Source organism: Acidovorax facilis, assembly GCF_050626955.1.
GTDB lineage: Bacteria > Pseudomonadota > Gammaproteobacteria > Burkholderiales > Burkholderiaceae_C > Acidovorax > Acidovorax facilis.
Map to the genome: position 1 here is coordinate 1103874 of NZ_CP192460.1, position 16000 is coordinate 1119873.

Below are 16000 nucleotides of genomic sequence, written 5' to 3' on the forward strand. Positions count from 1 at the left end.
ATATCGGCCATGTCCTTGTCCTTACAGGCAGTGGCCCAGCGCGCGGAGGCGCTGGTGACCGAGCTGTCGCACTTCCCCTGGAAAACCACGGCCCAGACGCTGCGTGAGCGCTTTCGTGAGGACCATCTGGGGCTCACGGCCAGCAGCCTGACCTTCACCACCATCTTGGCGCTGGTGCCTTTCTTCACCGTGGCGCTGGCAGTGTTCACGGCCTTCCCCATCTTCGGCAAGCTGCAGGATGCGCTGCAGGGCTGGCTGGTGAACAGCCTGGTGCCCGACAGCATCTCCCGACAGGTGCTGGGCTACCTCACGCAGTTTGCTGCCAAGGCCAGCAGCCTGGGGGTGGCGGGTTTCAGCATTTTGTTGGCCACGGCGCTGGCGCTGATCCTGACCATCGACCGCACGCTCAACGACATCTGGCGCGTGCAGCGGCTGCGGCCGCTGGGCCAGCGGGTGCTGATCTACTGGGCCGCCATCACACTCGGCCCGCTGCTCATGGGGGCGAGCCTGGCGCTCACGTCGTATGTGATGTCGGCCTCGGGCGGGCTGGTCAAGCGCCTGCCCGATGGTGTGCAGCTGCTGTTCGATTCGATCCAGTTTGTGGTGCTGGCGGGGGGCATGGCGTCGCTGTACCACTATGTACCCAACACGCCGGTGAAGTGGCGGCACGCCTGGACGGGTGGGCTGTTCGTGGCCGTGTGCATCGAGCTGGCCAAGAAGGTGCTGGCGCTGTACCTCGGCAAGGTGCCAACGTATTCGGTGGTGTACGGTGCATTCGCCACGCTGCCCATTTTGCTGGTGTGGATCTATGTGGCCTGGGTCATCGTGCTGCTGGGCGCGGTGGTTACGGCCTACCTGCCCAGCTTGCTGGCAGGTGTGGCGCGGCGCGGCACCGTGGCGGGCTGGACGTTTCAACTGGCGGTGGAGGTGCTGCAGCAGCTGCACCGCGTGCGCCACCAGCCCCTCAAAGGCCTGCGCCCCGGCCAGCTCGCCCAGTTGCTGCGGGTGGACGTGCTGCAACTGGCCCCGGTGCTCGAGGCGTTGACCGCGCTGGACTGGGTGGGCCAGGTCAACGATGCGGCGGTGGACGCTGCGGACGTGCCCGAGCCCCGCTATGTGCTGCTGGCCAACCCGGGCGCGACACCCCTGGTGCCGCTGGTGCAGCGCCTGCTGCTGGAGCGCGCCGAGAGCCTGCAGCCGCTGTGGTCACAGGCCCGGCTGGACGGGTTGCTGCTGGAGGATGTGCTGCAGGTGGGCGCAGGCGCTGACTCCGGCCTGGGCGCGCAGCGGGCCGTGCCCATGTAAGCTATCGAAAATATAGCTGCTTGCGCCTGCTGGATAAGCGCTAGGGCCTGTTTTTAATTGAATTTATCGCCGTGACAGCTGTGGCGAATCACCGCTTCAGAACGGCACCTTCCCCGTCCAGATGTCCTTGTACATCACCCAGTCGCCCATGAAGCTGTAGAGCGGCCGCTTGAAGCTGGCGGGTTTGTTCTTCTCAAAGCCGAAGTGACCCACCCAGGCAAAGCCGTAGCCGCACAGCAGGCCATACAGCAGGTACTGCGGTTTGCCCGTGACCACCAGCATGGCCAGGCAGACCAGGGTGAGCGTGGAGCCCACAAAATGCAGGCGGCGGCAAGTGCGGTTGCTGTGTTCGCCGAGGTAAAAGGGGTAGAAGTCGGCGAAACGCTTGAAGGTGCGCGGGTCGGTGGTCGTGGTGTGGGGGGCACTGATGTCCATCGTTGTCTCCTTGGGGGTGGGGCTACCTGAGGCCAAACGCTTTATACGCCCAAGCCCTTGAAAATGCAGTGCCACTGTGGACATGAGATGCCGTGGGCTGTCGTTGAACTGGTTCTGTCACCATCGCCAGGATGACTTCCACGGAATCCACAACCACCGCGTCGGTCGCTGCCCCCGCAGTGGGCCGCGAACACGCCATCGACGCGCTGCGCGGCTTTGCGCTGCTGGGCATCCTCATGGTCAATGCGGGCAGCTTTGCCTCCACCTACTTTGGCGTGGGAGTGTCTGACCCAGCCTTCTCGCGGCCGGTGGACCACGCCGTGCGCTGGCTGGTGCGCTTCTTCTTCGAGACCAAGTTCTATCTGCTGTTCTCGATGCTGTTTGGCTACAGTTTTGCACTGCAGATGGATGCCGCCCAGCGCACCGGCAGCGCTTTTGTTCCGCGTTTTCTGCGGCGCTTGCTGGGGCTCGCATTGCTGGGGCTGGTGCATGCGTGGCTGCTGTTTGCGGGCGACATCCTGGTCACCTATGCGCTGCTGGGTGTGCTGCTGCTCGCATGGCGGGACGTGCGTCCGGGCACGGCAGTGGTGCTGGCACTGGTGCTGCTGGGGGCCACTGCCGCTGGCTGGGGCCTGTTGGCCTGGCTGGTGGCGCAGGTGCCGCCGATGGACTTGCCCCTGGCAGAGCTGCACGCCAAGGCGCAGCAAGCCGCGCAAGCGTATCGCGCCAGTGCCCTGGAGGCCATTGCGCAGCGCGGGCGGGACATGGCCGAGGGCGTGTGGTTTGTGCTGGTGTTCGTGCAGGGCCCGTGTGCGCTGGCCATGTTCTTGTTGGGGCTGGCGGCGCACCGCACCGGCTATCTGGCCACTGTGGCGCAGCACCCCGCGCGACTGCGCCGCTGGATGGTGTGCTGCCTGCCGGTCGGTGTGGTGGGTGCGTTGTTCTATGCCTCTACGCAGGGAGGCGGCAGCGCTCACTCGCCCGAGCATGTGGGTCTGGCTGCACTGGCAGTGGATTTGGCCACCGCACCGTTTCTCACTTTCGGCTATGTCGCGCTGCTGCTGTGGTTGCTGCAGCGCGGCCCTGCCGGCCGCCGGCTGGGCGCTGCGCTGCAACCAGCGGGGCGCATGGCACTGACGAACTACCTGCTGCAGTCGCTGGTGGGGGCGCTGGTCTTTACGGCCTACGGCCTGGCACTGGTGGGCCAGGTGTCGCCGGGATGGGTGGTGCTGGGCGTGCTGGTGCTGTACGCCAGCCAGCTGGCGTGGAGCCACCGCTGGATGGCCACGCATGCCTATGGTCCGGTGGAATGGCTGCTGCGTGCTTTCACGCAGTGGCAGTGGCCCGCATGGCGGCGCGTCCCGGCCTGACTGCAGGCCGGGACGCGTGCGGAGCGCTGCTCAGCGGGCCAGAAAGTCGCGCAGCGCGAACAGCGTTTCTTCCGGCGCCTCGGTCATCTGGTTGTGGCCCACCGGCAGGTTGGCCATCGACACGGATTTGCCTGCTGCGCGTGCCGCATTCACCAGGCCCTGCGCGGCTCTGGGCGGTGTCATCTGGTCCTGGCTGCCTAGCGCAAACAGCACCGGGCATGTCAGCTGCGCCATGGCGGCTTCGCCGCCGGTGTAGCTATCGCAGGCCACAAACCCCCGGTGGAACACGTTGACCGCCGTATTGCTGCGCAGCACCTTGCGCCCCAGCGCCATGCCTGCGCCAAACACCCAGGTGCCAGGGCCCAGGGCCGACGGGGGCGCAGACAAGGTGCTGCGTGAGAACACATTGACCATGCGCATCGCCTTCTCGGGGTCGGTCTGTGACGCTTCGATGAGCGCGGGCGAGACCTTCATCGGGAAGGCCGTGCCCACCAGCACCAGGTGGCTGATGCGGTCCTTCAGGCGCGCGGCCGCCTCCATGGCAATGAGTGAACCCCAGCTGTGGCCCACCAGCGCTGCGCGCTGCACACCGGCGGGATCGAGCAGCGCACCGATGAAGTCCGCGCCTTGCTCCACTGTGGCGGGCGCCTCGCCACTGCTGCGGCAGTGGCCGGGCAGGTCGATGGCCAGCACGTTCCAGCCGTGGTTGGCCATGTAGCGGCTTTGCAGGGCCCACACGCTGTGGTCGTTGAGCACGCCATGGATGAACACCACGGTCGGTTTGGCGGCGTCAAATGCCTTGCCGCCGGTGTAGCAGTAGATGGCGGCGCCGTTGACTTGGATGTGCATGGTCAGGCCCCCGCCTTTTCTGCGGCTTTGAGCGCGCGTTTCAGGTCGTCAATGAGGTCGTCGGCGTCTTCGAGGCCGATGGACAGGCGGATCGTGCCCTGGCTGATGCCTGCGCCCGCCAGCGCTTCGTCGCTCATGCGGAAATGCGTGGTGCTGGCCGGGTGGATCACCAAGCTGCGGCAGTCGCCCACATTGGCCAGGTGGCTGAAGACCTTGAGGGTTTCGATGAACTTCTTGCCCTGCTCGCGGTTGCCCTTGAGGTCAAAGCTGAACACCGAGCCCGCGCCACGCGGCAGCAGCTTTTGCGCGAGGGCGTGGCTCCCGTGCGACTCCAGCATGGGGTGGCCCACGCGCGACACAAAGGGCTGTGTGGCCAGAAATTCGACCACCTTCTCGGTGTTGCGCATGTGCTGCGCCATGCGCAGCGGCAGGGTTTCAATGCCTTGCAGGATGAGCCAGGCCGTGTGCGGGCTCATGCAGGCGCCAAAGTCGCGCAAGCCCTCGCGGCGCGCGCGCAGCAGAAAGGCGCCCACGGTGCTCTCCTCGGTGAACATCATGTTGTGAAAGCCGTCGTAGGGCTGGGTCAGCTCGGCAAACTTGCCGGCGGATTTCGGACCGTCCCAGTCGAAGCTGCCGCCGTCCACCACGATGCCACCCACCACGGTGCCATGGCCTGAGAGGAACTTGGTGGCCGAGTGGTAGACCAGGTCGGCGCCATGCTCGAAGGGCTTGATGAGCCAGGGCGAGGTGAGCGTGGAGTCCACCAGCAGTGGCACGCCGGCCTCGTGCGCGATGGAGGATACGGTGGGAATGTCCAGCACATCCAGGCCGGGGTTGCCCACGGTCTCGCCAAAAAACAGCTTGGTGTTGGGGCGTACGGCAGCGCGCCAGCCGTCGATGTCGCCGGGCTTCACAAACGTGGTCTCAATGCCGAAGCGCGAGAGCGTGTAGTGCAGCAGGTTCTGCGAGCCGCCATACAGCGCCGTGCTGGCCACGATGTGGCTGCCCGCGCCCATGAGTGTGGCAATCGCCAGGTGCAGAGCGGCCTGGCCGCTGGCGGTGGCAATCGCGCCGACGCCGCCTTCCAGTGCTGCCACGCGTTGTTCCAGCACCGCGTTGGTGGGGTTGCTGATGCGGCTGTACACATGGCCGCCGCGCTCCAGGTTGAACAGTGAAGCCGCGTGGTCGCTCGACTCGAAGACGAACGACGTGGTCAGGTGGATGGGCGTGGCGCGCGCGCCAGTGGCGGGGTCGGGGCTCGCGCCTGCGTGCAGCGCCAGCGTGTCAAAGCCGGGGTCGGAGTAACCGGGCATCTTGTGTCTCCCATGTTGTCAATGCAGGCGGGCATTGTGGGCTATATTTGCCGACAAACGGCCTGCAGCACCTCGGCAACCCCAGCGGATGTGCTGGTGCCTGTGGGTCCACACATACTCTTCCCGATCCCCCGGAGACTCTGCACCATGAAAGTCAGCGACATCCTTCGCGTCAAAGGCAACACCCTCTACACCGCATCGCCGGACGAGCCGCTGGCGGGTGCCGTGAGCCTGATGGCCGAGCGCGACATTGGCTCGCTCGTGGTGATGGAGCATGGCGACCTGGTGGGCATGCTCACCTTCCGCGAGGTGATCCAGGCCCTGGTCAAAAACGGGGGCAGCGTGGGCACGATGCTGGTGCGCTCGGCCATGGACGACGCGCCCCTGACCTGCACGCTCGAAACCGACATGGACGAAGTGCGCCGCATGATGCTGGACCGCCATGCGCGCTACATGCCCGTGATGGACCGCCGCATGCTGATGGGCGTGATCAGCTTTTACGACGTGGCCAAGGCCGTCGTGGATAGCCAGAACTTCGAGAACAAGATGCTCAAGGCCTACATCCGCGACTGGCCGGAAGACGAGTCCCGCAGCGGCTGAACGCTGCGACGTCTGCGACACCGAGCGCGGCTCTCAGAACCTGTTCAAAGTCTTTTTAGAACCGCACAAGCTCCTTGCCGGGATGGGATGCAAGGCGCGGGGTGCAGCCAATAGCCCGTGCTATTGGCAAGCGCCGCAACGCCGCAGACCGCCCGGCAAGGCGTTTGCCCGAAGGGTTGGAGTGAAATCGGGCGACTGGACGCCCCGACTGCTTGCATGGGCACCAGCCCATGCGGCACATCCGAAGCATCCACTCATCCCGATTGCACTCCAATGCGGTCTCCAAAAAGACTTTGAACAGGTTCTCAACTCACGCCCCGCGCAGGCGCGCAAAGCCAGGCTTCCAGTTCATCTGGTGGCATGGGCCTGCCGAACAGATAGCCCTGCATCACAGGGCAACCGTGGGCCTGTAGCCATTGCTGCTGGCCTGTAGTTTCCACCCCTTCGGCCACCACCACCATGCCCAGGCTGTGGGCAATGCTGAGCACCGATACCGTGAGCGCGCGTGCGGTGGGGCTGGTGGTGAGGTCCTGCACAAACGCCATGTCCAGCTTGAGTTCGCTGATGGGCAGGCGGTGCAGGTAGCTCAGGCTGGAGTAGCCGGTGCCAAAGTCATCGAGCGACAGCTTAAAGCCCTTGTGGTGCAGCGCCTCGATGTTGGCCAGCGTTACCGGCCGTGCATCCATCATCACGCTTTCGGTGATCTCCAGCAGCACATCGTTGGTGCGCAGGCCGTGGCGCTCCAGCGCGTCGCAGACCTGCTGCGCAAACTCTGCCTGGTGAAAACTGCGTCCTGACAGGTTCACGGCCACGCAGGGCACGCTGTGGCCAGCTGCACGCCAGGCCGACAGCTGCGCACAGGCTTCGTCCAGCAGCCACAAGGTCAGTTCGTGAATGAGGCCGGCCTCTTCGGCCACTGGGATGAACCGGCTGGGGGGCACCATGCCCCATTCGGGATGTTGCCAGCGCGCCAGGGCTTCCACACCGTGCAGGGTGCCAGGCGCACTGCTGAGCACCTGGGGTTGGTAGTGCAGGCTCAGGCTGCGCTCGGCCAGCGCCTGACGCAAGGCGCGTTCCAGGGCGGCGCGCTCCTGTGCGCGGCGGTTCATTTCGGCGCTGAACAATTGCAGGCTGTGCCGGTGGTCGCTTTTGGCCTGGACCATGGCTTGGTCAGCGTGGCGCAGCAGCGTGTCGATCGCATCGCCATCGTCCGGAAACATCGCAATGCCAATGCTGGCGTGGCAGACATGGGCTTGCCCGTGGAGGTCCATGGGGCGGGCCATCTCTTGCAACATGCTCTGGGCCATCTGCACGACTTGCCCGGTGCTGCACTCGGACAACAGCAGCACGAATTCATCACCCGCCAGCCGGCCGATCAGATCGCGCGCGCGCAGGCACTGCGTGAGTCGCTTGGCCACTTCGCACAGCAGTGCGTCGCCTGCGGCATGGCCCAGGGTGTCGTTGACCTGCTTGAAGCGGTCCAGGTCGATGAAAAGCACCGCACCAGGGTGGTCTTCCTGCCGCAGGCTGGCCAGCGCACGCTCCGCACTGCTGCGGAACATGGCGCGGTTGGGCAGGCCCGTGAGTTCATCAAAAAAGGCGAGCTGGTGAATGCGCTGGCGTGTGGCGTTGCGTTCAATGGCCAGCGCACACAAGTGCAGGCATACGTCCACCAGCCGATGGTGCAGCGCGTCCGGCGCGCGCGGCTCCCGAAAATAAAAGGCAAAGGTGCCAATCACCTTGCCTGCGTGGTCACAGATCGGGCTGGACCAGCAGGCTCGCATGCCGCTGGGCTCGAACAGGGTGCGGTAGTCGGCCCACAAGGGGTCGGTGGCGATGTCGGTGACCACAACAGGCGCCCGCCGGAAGGCCGCAGTGCCACACGAACCGACACAAGGGCCGATGGGAACCCCGTCCAGCGCCTGGCAGATGGCGGGGGGCAGCCCGGGCGCTGCCAGCGGGTGCAGCAGGCCCAGCTCGTCCACGGACAGGATGGAGGCCGTGACTTCGGGGGCGATGCGTTCGACTTCGCGGCACACCAGAGCCATCAGGTCGGCGAGCGGCAATTCGTTGACCATGCCCTCCAGCACGCGCTTTTGCAGCACTTCGTGCATCTTGGTGAGTGTGATGTCGGTCAGCACCGTGATGCTGCCACCCGGTCCGCCGGAGGCCTCGTTCGAGGCATTGATCATCATCGACACCCAGCGTGGCTGGCCAGCCTTGCTGTACAGCAGCGTCTCTATATGAAAGCCCCCTTGCTGGTCGATGCCATCACGGATTTCACTCAGAAGCCCGGGGTCGGAGTGTGGGCCCAGCAGCACGTCGCTGAGGTATTTGCCCAGCACCTCCGCAGGGCTGAACCCAAACAGGCGGGTGAATCCTTCATTCACATACACCACGTGCCGGGTGCTGTTGCTCATCACGATGGCGTTGTCGCTGGCATCCAGTGCCCTGCGCAACGGGGAATCGGCCAAAGGGGCTGGCGGCAGGATGCCGTGGTGGGGAGGAGTGCCGGAAGTGTGCGGGGCTGAAACGGGCATGGATGTCCCAAAGATCGTCCATGGATGCTAGCAAGTGCGCGCCACACTGCCAAGCGCGTTTGTGGCAAGTATTCATCTGAACCCCATGTTGTGCCTGTCATTCTTGGGTGGGGCGTGCTCTGTGGTGGGGCCCAGCGACGGCGGCGCACGCCGCTCTGGGATAATCCCGCCCCATGAGCGGCAACACCTTCGGAACCCTATTCGCAGTCACCAATTTTGGTGAATCCCACGGCCCGGCCATTGGCTGCGTGATTGACGGTTGTCCGCCCGGCATGCCGCTGTCCGAGGCCGACATCCAGGCCGACCTGGACCGGCGCCGCCCTGGCACCAGCCGCCACGTCACGCAGCGCAACGAGCCCGATGCGGTGGAAATCCTCTCCGGCGTGTACGAGGGCAAGACCACAGGCACGCCCATCGCCCTGCTGATCCGCAACACCGACCAGCGCAGCAAGGATTACAGCAACATCGCCGAGAGCTTTCGCCCCGGCCATGCCGACTACACCTACTGGCACAAGTACGGCATCCGCGACCCGCGTGGCGGTGGCAGGTCATCGGCCCGGCTGACGGCCCCCACGGTGGCTGCGGGCGCGGTGGCCAAGAAGTGGCTGGCCCAGCAGTACGGTGCGCAGTTTCGCGCCTGCATGACGCAGCTGGGCGAGCTGGTCATCCCGTTCGAGAGCTGGGAGCATGTGCGCAGCAACCCCTTCTTCGCCCCCGTGGCCGACGTGCAGCAGTACGAGGACTACATGGATGCCCTGCGCAAGGCCGGTGATTCGTGCGGTGCCCGCATCCGCGTGCAGGCCACCGGCGTGCCGGTGGGCCTGGGTGAGCCGCTGTACGACAAGCTTGATGCCGACATTGCCCACGCCATGATGGGCCTCAATGCTGTCAAGGGCGTGGAAATCGGCGCTGGGTTTGCCAGCGTGGCCCATCGGGGCACCATGCACGGTGATTCGATGACGCCCCAGGGCTTTCGCACCAACAACGCCGGTGGTGTGCTGGGCGGCATCAGCACCGGGCAGGACCTGGAGGTGAGCATTGCGATCAAACCCACCAGTTCCATCATCAGCCCGCGTGAATCGATCGATGTGCATGGCAACAGCACCGAGGTCATCACCAAGGGCCGTCATGACCCCTGCGTGGGCATCCGCGCGGCGCCCATTGCCGAAGCGCTGCTGGCACTGGTCCTCATGGACCACGCCCTGCGCCACCGCGCGCAGTGTGGTGACGTGGTGCCCCCGGTGCCGCCCATCCAGGCATCGTTCCTGTAACGGGCGCGCTGCGCTGCGGGTGGAGCACGGGCTTTCGGTGCTGGTGACGCAGAGGGCGTGCAGCGATGCGCGCCCTTTTTTCTTGGATTGAATGATGTAGTCCATGCGCAGCTTGTTGGCACAGGGTTTCATGGGATCGCAGCGAGGTCGCCGCAAGGTCACACTCGCGATGGTGGCCGCACTGGGGGGGCTGCTTGCGGGCTGCGGCACGGCTTTGCCAACTGGCGATGGGCGAACCCCTCAGCACATCGACATCACGCTCATTGGCTTCAACGACCTGCACGGCAACCTGGAGCCGCCGCGCATGGCGCATACCGTCCAGACTGCGGCGGGGCCGGTCTCGGTGCCTGCCGGGGGCATGGCTTATTTCGCCAGCGCCATGGCAGCGCTCAAGGCCCGGGGGCCGCACCACGCCGTGGTTTCGGCGGGGGACATGGTGGGCGCATCACCCCTGCTGTCGTCACTGTTCCTGGATGAGCCCACCATCGAGGCGGTCAACGCCATGCAGATCGACTTCAATGCCGTGGGCAACCATGAGTTCGACCGGGGCTGGCGCGAACTGCTGCGCCTGCAGCACGGCGGCTGCGAGAAGTTCACCGCGCGCCAGCCCTGCCAGATCAGCCAGCCCTTCGTTGGGGCGCGGTTCGGCTTCCTGGCCGCCAACACCGTGCGCACCGAGGATGGGCGCACGCTGCTGCCTGCCACCGGCATCAAGCGATTTACCGAGGGTGGGGTGACCGTCACCCTGGGCGTGATCGGCCTCACGCTGCAGGCCACGCCCACCATGGTCAGCCCTTCGGGTGTGGCGGGCCTGCGCTTTGAGGACGAAGCGGCCACGGCCAACGCGCTGATTCCGCTGCTGCGGGCCCAGGGCGCCGATGTGATCGCCGTGGTCATCCACGAGGGCGGCGGCACCACGGCTGGCGTGCAGGAGACCAGCTGCGCGGGCCTCTCGGGCGACATCGTGCCCATCCTGGAGCGGCTGGACCCGGCCGTGGACGTGGTGGTCTCGGGCCACACGCACCAGGCCTATGTTTGCGACTACGGCCGCGTGAACCCGGCCAAGCCCTTTCTGCTGACCAGCGCGGGCCAGTACGGCACGCTGCTCACGGACATCCAGTTGCGGGTGGACACGCGCACCCGCCGCGTGGTGCACAAAGCTGCGCGCAATGTCATCGTGCAGGGCGAGGCGTTCACGGGCAGCCAGGGGCACGTGCCCCTGACCTCCGCCGTGCCGTCCTTTGCGGCGGATCCGCAGGTGCAGAAAGTCATCGACACCTACCGCGCGGCTGCCGTGCCGCTGGCCCAGCGCCCCGTGGGGCAGGCCGCTGGCGCCCTGCGGCGCACACCGGCCCCGTCGCTCGAAAGCGCGCTGGGCAATCTGGTGGCCGATGCCCAGCTCCACGCCATGCGTGCACCGGAGCAGGGTGGGGCGCAGCTATCTTTGATGAATCCGGGTGGCCTGCGCGCTGATCTGGTGCCCAATGAACAAGGGCTGGTGCGCTATGGCCAGCTCTATGCGGTGCAGCCCTTCGGCAACCAGTTGGTCGTCAAGACCTTCACGGGCGCGCAGATCAAGGCGGCGCTGGAGCAGCAGTTCGCCAGCGGCAGCAACACCGTGCAGCGGCCCCGGGTGCTATTGGTGTCAGCAGGATTTTCGTACCGCTATGACCTCACCCAGCCAGTGGGTGCGCGTATTAGCCACATGGTGCTGAACGGCACACCGCTGCACGACGATGCGCAGGTGCGCGTGGTGATGAGCAGCTACCTGGACAGCGGCGGGGACAACTTCACCGTGCTGGCCGAAGGCCGCGACCGCCTGGTGGGCGGGCTGGACTTGGACGCGCTGGAGGCTTACTTCCGAGCCCACAGCCCGGTGCCGGTGCCCGCCACTGACCGCATCACGCGCGGGGCCCGCTGAGGCGCGTGCTGGTTCTTAGCTGCGCCCCGGGCGCATTGCCGCCAGCCAGCGCAGCGGGTTGAATCCTGTCACCAGCCCGGTGGCCACCAGCACCAGCGCCCCGCCCCACACCATCCCGGGGCCCAAGGCCTCGCCCAGAAAGATGTGGCCCCAGGCCACACCGAACAGCGGGATCATGAAGGCCGAACTCATCGCTGCCACGGGCGAGACATGTTTGAGCACCCGCAGGTTGAGCCAGTAGGCCAGGCCCGAGGTCACGATGCCCATCACGGCCACCGCAGCCAGTGCCCCCGGTGTGAAACGGGCCTCGGGCAGGCTCCACGCAGCGCCCGGCAGCAGCAACACCAGCGCGGCGGCGTGGATGCCTGCGGCGATCGACAACGGGGACATTCGCGTCGTGGCGCGCTTCATCCACGTCGTAGAGATGCCATAGCACGCAGACGCTGCAATGCAGGCCGCCGCGGCCATCAGCAAGGCAGGCGTGGGCTCCACGGGCCCCAGCTGCACGATCAGCGCCACCCCCGCAAAGCCGCAGACGCAACCCAGCCACTTGCGCGTGCTCAGTGTGTCCTCCTTCATCCACGCGGCGGCAATCACGCCAAAGGGCACGGCCATGGTGTTGAGCAGTGAGCTGTAGCCGGCGGGCAGGTGCAAGGCCGCCCAGGCATACAGCAGAAAAGGCAGTGCGACGGTGAGCGTGCCCAGCCCGAACAGCTCGCGCCAATGGCGCCACGGCCAGGGTTCGTTGGCGACCCGCATGATGCCCATCAGCGTCAGCGTGGCCAGCCCAATGCGCAGCGCGGCCATCACGTTGGGCCCGAGCACGGGGCTGGCAATGCGGATGAAAAGAAAGGAGGCGCCCCACAGGGCGGACAGCAGCACCAGCTGCAGGAAGTGGCGGGTTTTCACCGGGCGCATTGTGGAGTACAAGCGACTCACGCGCTGGCTCGCACCAAGCCAGTTTTCAAGCCAAATTGGCACCTAGCGTTTGTCCAGAAAGCGCGGGCAGCTATTAATTTTGGAGCATTTTGCGGTGTAGCACGCGCGACAGCGCCCGCCCGCACAGGTCCACATGCGTCGCCCGTGGATGTGGGTGCTACTCTATTTATAGCTGTTAGCGCTTGTGTGATAACCGCTGGAGGCCAAAATCGCCTGAGATCGTCCGGCCCTGTAGCCGGCACCGGTGCAGACAGCAATACGAAGGCTTTTACTTGCGCACTTCGTCGACCATGGCGCGGAAGTCGTCGATGTCTTCAAAGCTGCGGTACACGCTGGCAAAGCGGATGTAGGCCACCTTGTCGAGCTTCTTGAGCTCGCGCATCACGAGCTCACCAATGCGGCTGGAGATCACCTCGCGCTGGCCCAGGTTGAGCAGCTTTTCCTCGATGCGCTCGATGGCGCTGTCGATCTGGTCGGTGCTCACGGGGCGCTTGCGCAAAGCCAGGTTGAACGAGGCGAGCAGCTTGCCCCGGTCGTATTCAATGCGGCGCCCGTCCTTCTTGACGATGGCCGGGAAGTTCACTTCCGGCCGCTCGTAGGTGGTAAAGCGCTTGTCGCACGCGCCGCACTGGCGGCGGCGGCGGATGAAGACCCCATCCTCAGACACCCGCGTTTCAACGACTTGCGTCTCGAGGTGGCTGCAGAAGGGGCACTTCATGGTTTTCGGCTGTGGATTTAGCCGTAGACGGGGAAGCGGGCGGTCAGGGCATTGACCTTGGCACGCACCGCAGCGATGTTGGCTTCGTCGCGCGGGTTGTCCAGCACGTCGGCGATCAGATTGGCCGTGATGCGGGCCTCTTCTTCCTTGAAACCGCGCGTGGTCATGGCGGGGGTGCCGATGCGCACGCCGCTGGTCACCATCGGCTTTTCAGGGTCGTTGGGGATCGCGTTCTTGTTGATGGTCATGTGGGCGGCGCCCAGCACGGCCTCGGCTTCCTTGCCGGTGATGCCCTTGGCGCGCAGGTCCACCAGCATCACGTGGCTTTGCGTGCCGCCGCTCACGATGCGCAGGCCGCGTGCGGTCAGCGTCTCTGCCACCACCTTGGCGTTCTTCGCTACTTGCTCCTGGTAGGCCTTGAACTCGGGTTGCAGAGCTTCCTTGAAGGCCACGGCCTTGGCGGCGATCACGTGCATCAGCGGGCCGCCTTGCAGGCCGGGGAAGATGGCGCTGTTGATAGCCTTTTCGTGCTGGGCCTTCATCAGGATGATGCCGCCACGGGGGCCGCGCAGGCTCTTGTGCGTGGTGGAGGTGACCACGTCGGCGTGGGGCACGGGGTTGGGGTACACACCAGCTGCGATCAAGCCAGCGTAGTGGGCCATGTCCACCATGAAGATCGCACCCACGTCCTTGGCCACCTTGGCAAAGCGCGCAAAGTCGATGTGCAGGCTGTAGGCCGATGCACCGGCGATGATGAGCTTGGGCTTGGTCTCGTGGGCCTTCTTTTCCATCGCTTCATAGTCGATGGCTTCGTTGGCGTCCAGTCCGTAGGAGACCACGTTGAACCACTTGCCCGACATGTTCAGCGGCATGCCATGTGTCAGGTGGCCGCCTTCGGCCAGGCTCATGCCCATGATGGTGTCGCCGGGCTTCAGGAAGGCCAGGAACACCGCCTCGTTGGCAGAGGCGCCGCAGTGGGGCTGCACGTTGGCGGCTTCGGCGCCGAAGATCTGCTTGACGCGGTCGATGGCCAGTTGCTCGGCCACGTCCACATGCTCGCAGCCACCGTAGTAGCGCTTGCCGGGGTAGCCTTCGGCGTATTTGTTGGTCAGCTGCGTGCCCTGCGCCCACATCACGGCGGGGGAGGCGTAGTTCTCGCTGGCGATCAGCTCGATGTGGTGCTCTTGCCGGGCGTTTTCAGCCTGGATGGCGGCAAACAGTTCGGGGTCGGTTTGTTCGACAAGAATATTGCGGTCGTACATGATTGGCAGTCCTATGAACTTGTGTCCCTTGAAACAAGGGCTGCCCAGGCGAACGGCTGAACGCAGGAGGGATAAACCCCGTGCGGCACGCTTCCCAGTGGTTCACAAGAGGCAGGCCCTTGTCGGTTTCCACGTCAGCGGCAGCACCCTGTGTGGGATGCCGCGCCTATCGCCAGTCGCGTACCTCGCTAGTGTAGCTGACGTGACGCGCGCAAAGGTGCCAGGGAAATGGGAGGCGGTGTGTCCGGGGGATGTTTCTGCCCCCAGGGGCTCGCGAACCTTGTCAGAGCCCAGAGAGCAGGGCCACTTTGTCGCCGCTGGCGGCAGGCGTTGCGGGCGGTGCGGCCACCGGGATGACCTGTGCGGGAGCCTGGGTGGAGAGGTTGGGTGGTGGCGTGGTGGGCATGGCACGGCCACCGGCGACCTGGCGCAGCCGGAAATGCTCGGCCATCACCTTGGCCGCATAGCCGCCATCGTCGGCAAGATTGCCTGCGCCGACATAAAAGCGCAGCCCGCCCTCCACCGAACCCGCGCGCGCAATGCACTCCTGCAGAACCTTCACGCCCACACGCAGATTGCTCACGGGGTCAAAGGCAGCAAAGTGCCCGCCAAAGTTCTGGTACTTGTCGGTGTGCACATTGGTCATCACCTGCATCAGCCCCTGGGCGCCAACGGCACTTTGTGCAAACGGGTTGAAGCTCGATTCGATGGCCATGATGGCAAGGATCAGCGTCGGGTCGATCTTGGACTTTGCGCCAATTTCATAGGCCTCGGCCACCAGCACGCTCAGCGGCTCAGGGGCCACACGGTACTTCTTGCTGAGCCAGAAGGCGACGGCAGCCTGCTCTTTGGGCAGGTCCTTGGGGTTGCCCGCCGTGGCGCGCTCACTGGCTTCTGGTTCGATGGGCATGCCAAGCACTTCCACTTGGCGGGCCTGCAGCCAGTTCATCAACTGTGCTTCACCAGCCTGGCGCAAGTCCGGGCGGGCCGTGAGGGTGATCACGACGAAGGCGACAGCAAGACCGATGAGGGCAAAGCTGTTGTGGGTGATTTCAAGAAAACCTTCGGTCACGTCGGCCACGAAGGTCCGCACGCCGGAGACTATTTTTCCTGACGCTGTCATAGCTCTTCCTTTCTGAGGCGCCACAGTGAGCCGGGCAGTCGTCGGGGACTGTCTCGTCTCGGCGGATCGCCTGGATTGGTACGCCATCAAGTGAGGCCGCACGTCTTTGGTGTGCTTGGGGCCTGCTTTGACTTAGCCGGGTTCGGCAGCGAGGTTGGGGTTTTTACTAGCCCGTTTTGGGGCTGGCGGATTCTAGAAGTTCACTAAATGCTTAGTCAATACTAACATTTTGATTTTTAAGATCATTAAGTTATGAAAAGTATGTAAAAAATCACAGGTTTTAGGGGGTGTGCGCCGACCTGGCGCTTGGGACTTTGCGAGCTGTTGTTACGTGCGTATGTCAAATTCAATCGC

General features: G+C 65.0%; 13 protein-coding genes and 1 riboswitch. Of the genes, 5 read left to right on the plus strand and 8 right to left on the minus strand.

Going from position 1 to position 16000, the window contains the following annotated elements; all coding sequences use genetic code 11:
* Nucleotides 1-9 precede the first annotated feature (9 nt).
* Nucleotides 10-1305 carry a YihY family inner membrane protein gene (locus ACQ4MJ_RS05020; protein WP_431149677.1) on the plus strand — a complete coding sequence of 432 codons (1296 nt, stop codon included), beginning with the start codon at nucleotides 10-12 and terminating at the stop codon, nucleotides 1303-1305.
* A 96-nt stretch (nucleotides 1306-1401) separates the two neighbouring features.
* Here ACQ4MJ_RS05020 and ACQ4MJ_RS05025 read toward each other — a convergent pair whose 3' ends face one another.
* On the minus strand, nucleotides 1402-1740 hold the full coding sequence (locus ACQ4MJ_RS05025; protein ID WP_055394757.1) for an Mpo1-like protein: 339 nt from the start codon (nucleotides 1738-1740) through the stop codon (nucleotides 1402-1404).
* A gap of 131 nt (nucleotides 1741-1871) precedes the next feature.
* Between ACQ4MJ_RS05025 and ACQ4MJ_RS05030 the strand changes: the two genes are divergently transcribed.
* Nucleotides 1872-3110 (plus strand): DUF418 domain-containing protein, encoded by a 1239-nt coding sequence (locus ACQ4MJ_RS05030; RefSeq protein ID WP_431149675.1) that lies wholly within the window; start codon nucleotides 1872-1874, stop codon nucleotides 3108-3110.
* A gap of 30 nt (nucleotides 3111-3140) precedes the next feature.
* Here ACQ4MJ_RS05030 and ACQ4MJ_RS05035 read toward each other — a convergent pair whose 3' ends face one another.
* Together ACQ4MJ_RS05035 and ACQ4MJ_RS05040 are read right to left on the minus strand one after the other, a co-directional pair.
* Complete coding sequence (locus ACQ4MJ_RS05035; protein ID WP_431149673.1) at nucleotides 3141-3959, minus strand: alpha/beta fold hydrolase; 819 nt, start codon at nucleotides 3957-3959, stop codon at nucleotides 3141-3143.
* Between the two features lie 2 nt (nucleotides 3960-3961).
* Nucleotides 3962-5272 carry an O-acetylhomoserine aminocarboxypropyltransferase gene (locus ACQ4MJ_RS05040; protein ID WP_431149671.1) on the minus strand — a complete coding sequence of 437 codons (1311 nt, stop codon included), beginning with the start codon at nucleotides 5270-5272 and terminating at the stop codon, nucleotides 3962-3964.
* Nucleotides 5273-5419: 147 nt separating this feature from the next.
* On the opposite strand from ACQ4MJ_RS05040, the gene ACQ4MJ_RS05045 reads away from it, so the two are divergent.
* On the plus strand, nucleotides 5420-5872 hold the full coding sequence (locus ACQ4MJ_RS05045) for a CBS domain-containing protein (protein ID WP_055394762.1): 453 nt from the start codon (nucleotides 5420-5422) through the stop codon (nucleotides 5870-5872).
* Nucleotides 5873-6177: 305 nt separating this feature from the next.
* Here the strand turns inward: ACQ4MJ_RS05045 and ACQ4MJ_RS05050 are convergent, their stop codons facing one another.
* A complete protein-coding gene (locus tag ACQ4MJ_RS05050) occupies nucleotides 6178-8412 on the minus strand; it encodes a sensor domain-containing protein (protein WP_431149669.1) in 2235 nt (744 codons plus the stop codon).
* A 173-nt stretch (nucleotides 8413-8585) separates the two neighbouring features.
* Between ACQ4MJ_RS05050 and aroC the strand changes: the two genes are divergently transcribed.
* Nucleotides 8586-9683, plus strand: a complete 1098-nt coding sequence (aroC, locus tag ACQ4MJ_RS05055) for a chorismate synthase (RefSeq protein ID WP_431149668.1) — start codon at nucleotides 8586-8588, stop codon at nucleotides 9681-9683.
* Nucleotides 9684-9786: 103 nt separating this feature from the next.
* A complete protein-coding gene (locus tag ACQ4MJ_RS05060; RefSeq protein WP_431149666.1) occupies nucleotides 9787-11604 on the plus strand; it encodes a bifunctional metallophosphatase/5'-nucleotidase in 1818 nt (605 codons plus the stop codon).
* 15 nt (nucleotides 11605-11619) lie between these two features.
* Here ACQ4MJ_RS05060 and ACQ4MJ_RS05065 read toward each other — a convergent pair whose 3' ends face one another.
* The 4 genes from ACQ4MJ_RS05065 to ACQ4MJ_RS05080 form a co-directional block, all read right to left on the minus strand.
* Nucleotides 11620-12522, minus strand: a complete 903-nt coding sequence (locus ACQ4MJ_RS05065) for a DMT family transporter (protein ID WP_431149665.1) — start codon at nucleotides 12520-12522, stop codon at nucleotides 11620-11622.
* A gap of 289 nt (nucleotides 12523-12811) precedes the next feature.
* Nucleotides 12812-13261: a transcriptional regulator NrdR gene (gene nrdR / locus ACQ4MJ_RS05070; RefSeq protein ID WP_055394770.1), complete on the minus strand. Its 450-nt coding sequence runs from the start codon at nucleotides 13259-13261 to the stop codon at nucleotides 12812-12814.
* A 17-nt stretch (nucleotides 13262-13278) separates the two neighbouring features.
* Nucleotides 13279-14523: a serine hydroxymethyltransferase gene (gene glyA, locus ACQ4MJ_RS05075; protein ID WP_121420559.1), complete on the minus strand. Its 1245-nt coding sequence runs from the start codon at nucleotides 14521-14523 to the stop codon at nucleotides 13279-13281.
* A 35-nt stretch (nucleotides 14524-14558) separates the two neighbouring features.
* A riboswitch (ZMP/ZTP riboswitch) is annotated at nucleotides 14559-14713 on the minus strand.
* Between the two features lie 93 nt (nucleotides 14714-14806).
* Nucleotides 14807-15646 carry a lytic transglycosylase domain-containing protein gene (locus ACQ4MJ_RS05080; RefSeq protein WP_055394774.1) on the minus strand — a complete coding sequence of 280 codons (840 nt, stop codon included), beginning with the start codon at nucleotides 15644-15646 and terminating at the stop codon, nucleotides 14807-14809.
* Nucleotides 15647-16000: the final 354 nt, after the last annotated feature.

Excerpts from the sequence above, each read along its gene's own strand:
- ACQ4MJ_RS05080 (WP_055394774.1), bottom strand. The coding sequence starts at position 15,646 with ATGACAGCGTCAGGAAAAATAGTCTCCGGCGTGCGGACCTTCGTGGCC.
- ACQ4MJ_RS05065 (WP_431149665.1), bottom strand. The coding sequence starts at position 12,522 with ATGCGCCCGGTGAAAACCCGCCACTTCCTGCAGCTGGTGCTGCTGTCC.
- ACQ4MJ_RS05020 (WP_431149677.1), top strand. The coding sequence starts at position 10 with ATGTCCTTGTCCTTACAGGCAGTGGCCCAGCGCGCGGAGGCGCTGGTG.
- ACQ4MJ_RS05050 (WP_431149669.1), bottom strand. The coding sequence starts at position 8,412 with ATGCCCGTTTCAGCCCCGCACACTTCCGGCACTCCTCCCCACCACGGC.
- ACQ4MJ_RS05060 (WP_431149666.1), top strand. The coding sequence starts at position 9,787 with ATGCGCAGCTTGTTGGCACAGGGTTTCATGGGATCGCAGCGAGGTCGC.
- nrdR (WP_055394770.1), bottom strand. The coding sequence starts at position 13,261 with ATGAAGTGCCCCTTCTGCAGCCACCTCGAGACGCAAGTCGTTGAAACG.
- ACQ4MJ_RS05030 (WP_431149675.1), top strand. The coding sequence starts at position 1,872 with ATGACTTCCACGGAATCCACAACCACCGCGTCGGTCGCTGCCCCCGCA.
- ACQ4MJ_RS05045 (WP_055394762.1), top strand. The coding sequence starts at position 5,420 with ATGAAAGTCAGCGACATCCTTCGCGTCAAAGGCAACACCCTCTACACC.
- aroC (WP_431149668.1), top strand. The coding sequence starts at position 8,586 with ATGAGCGGCAACACCTTCGGAACCCTATTCGCAGTCACCAATTTTGGT.
- glyA (WP_121420559.1), bottom strand. The coding sequence starts at position 14,523 with ATGTACGACCGCAATATTCTTGTCGAACAAACCGACCCCGAACTGTTT.
- ACQ4MJ_RS05035 (WP_431149673.1), bottom strand. The coding sequence starts at position 3,959 with ATGCACATCCAAGTCAACGGCGCCGCCATCTACTGCTACACCGGCGGC.
- ACQ4MJ_RS05040 (WP_431149671.1), bottom strand. The coding sequence starts at position 5,272 with ATGCCCGGTTACTCCGACCCCGGCTTTGACACGCTGGCGCTGCACGCA.
- ACQ4MJ_RS05025 (WP_055394757.1), bottom strand. The coding sequence starts at position 1,740 with ATGGACATCAGTGCCCCCCACACCACGACCACCGACCCGCGCACCTTC.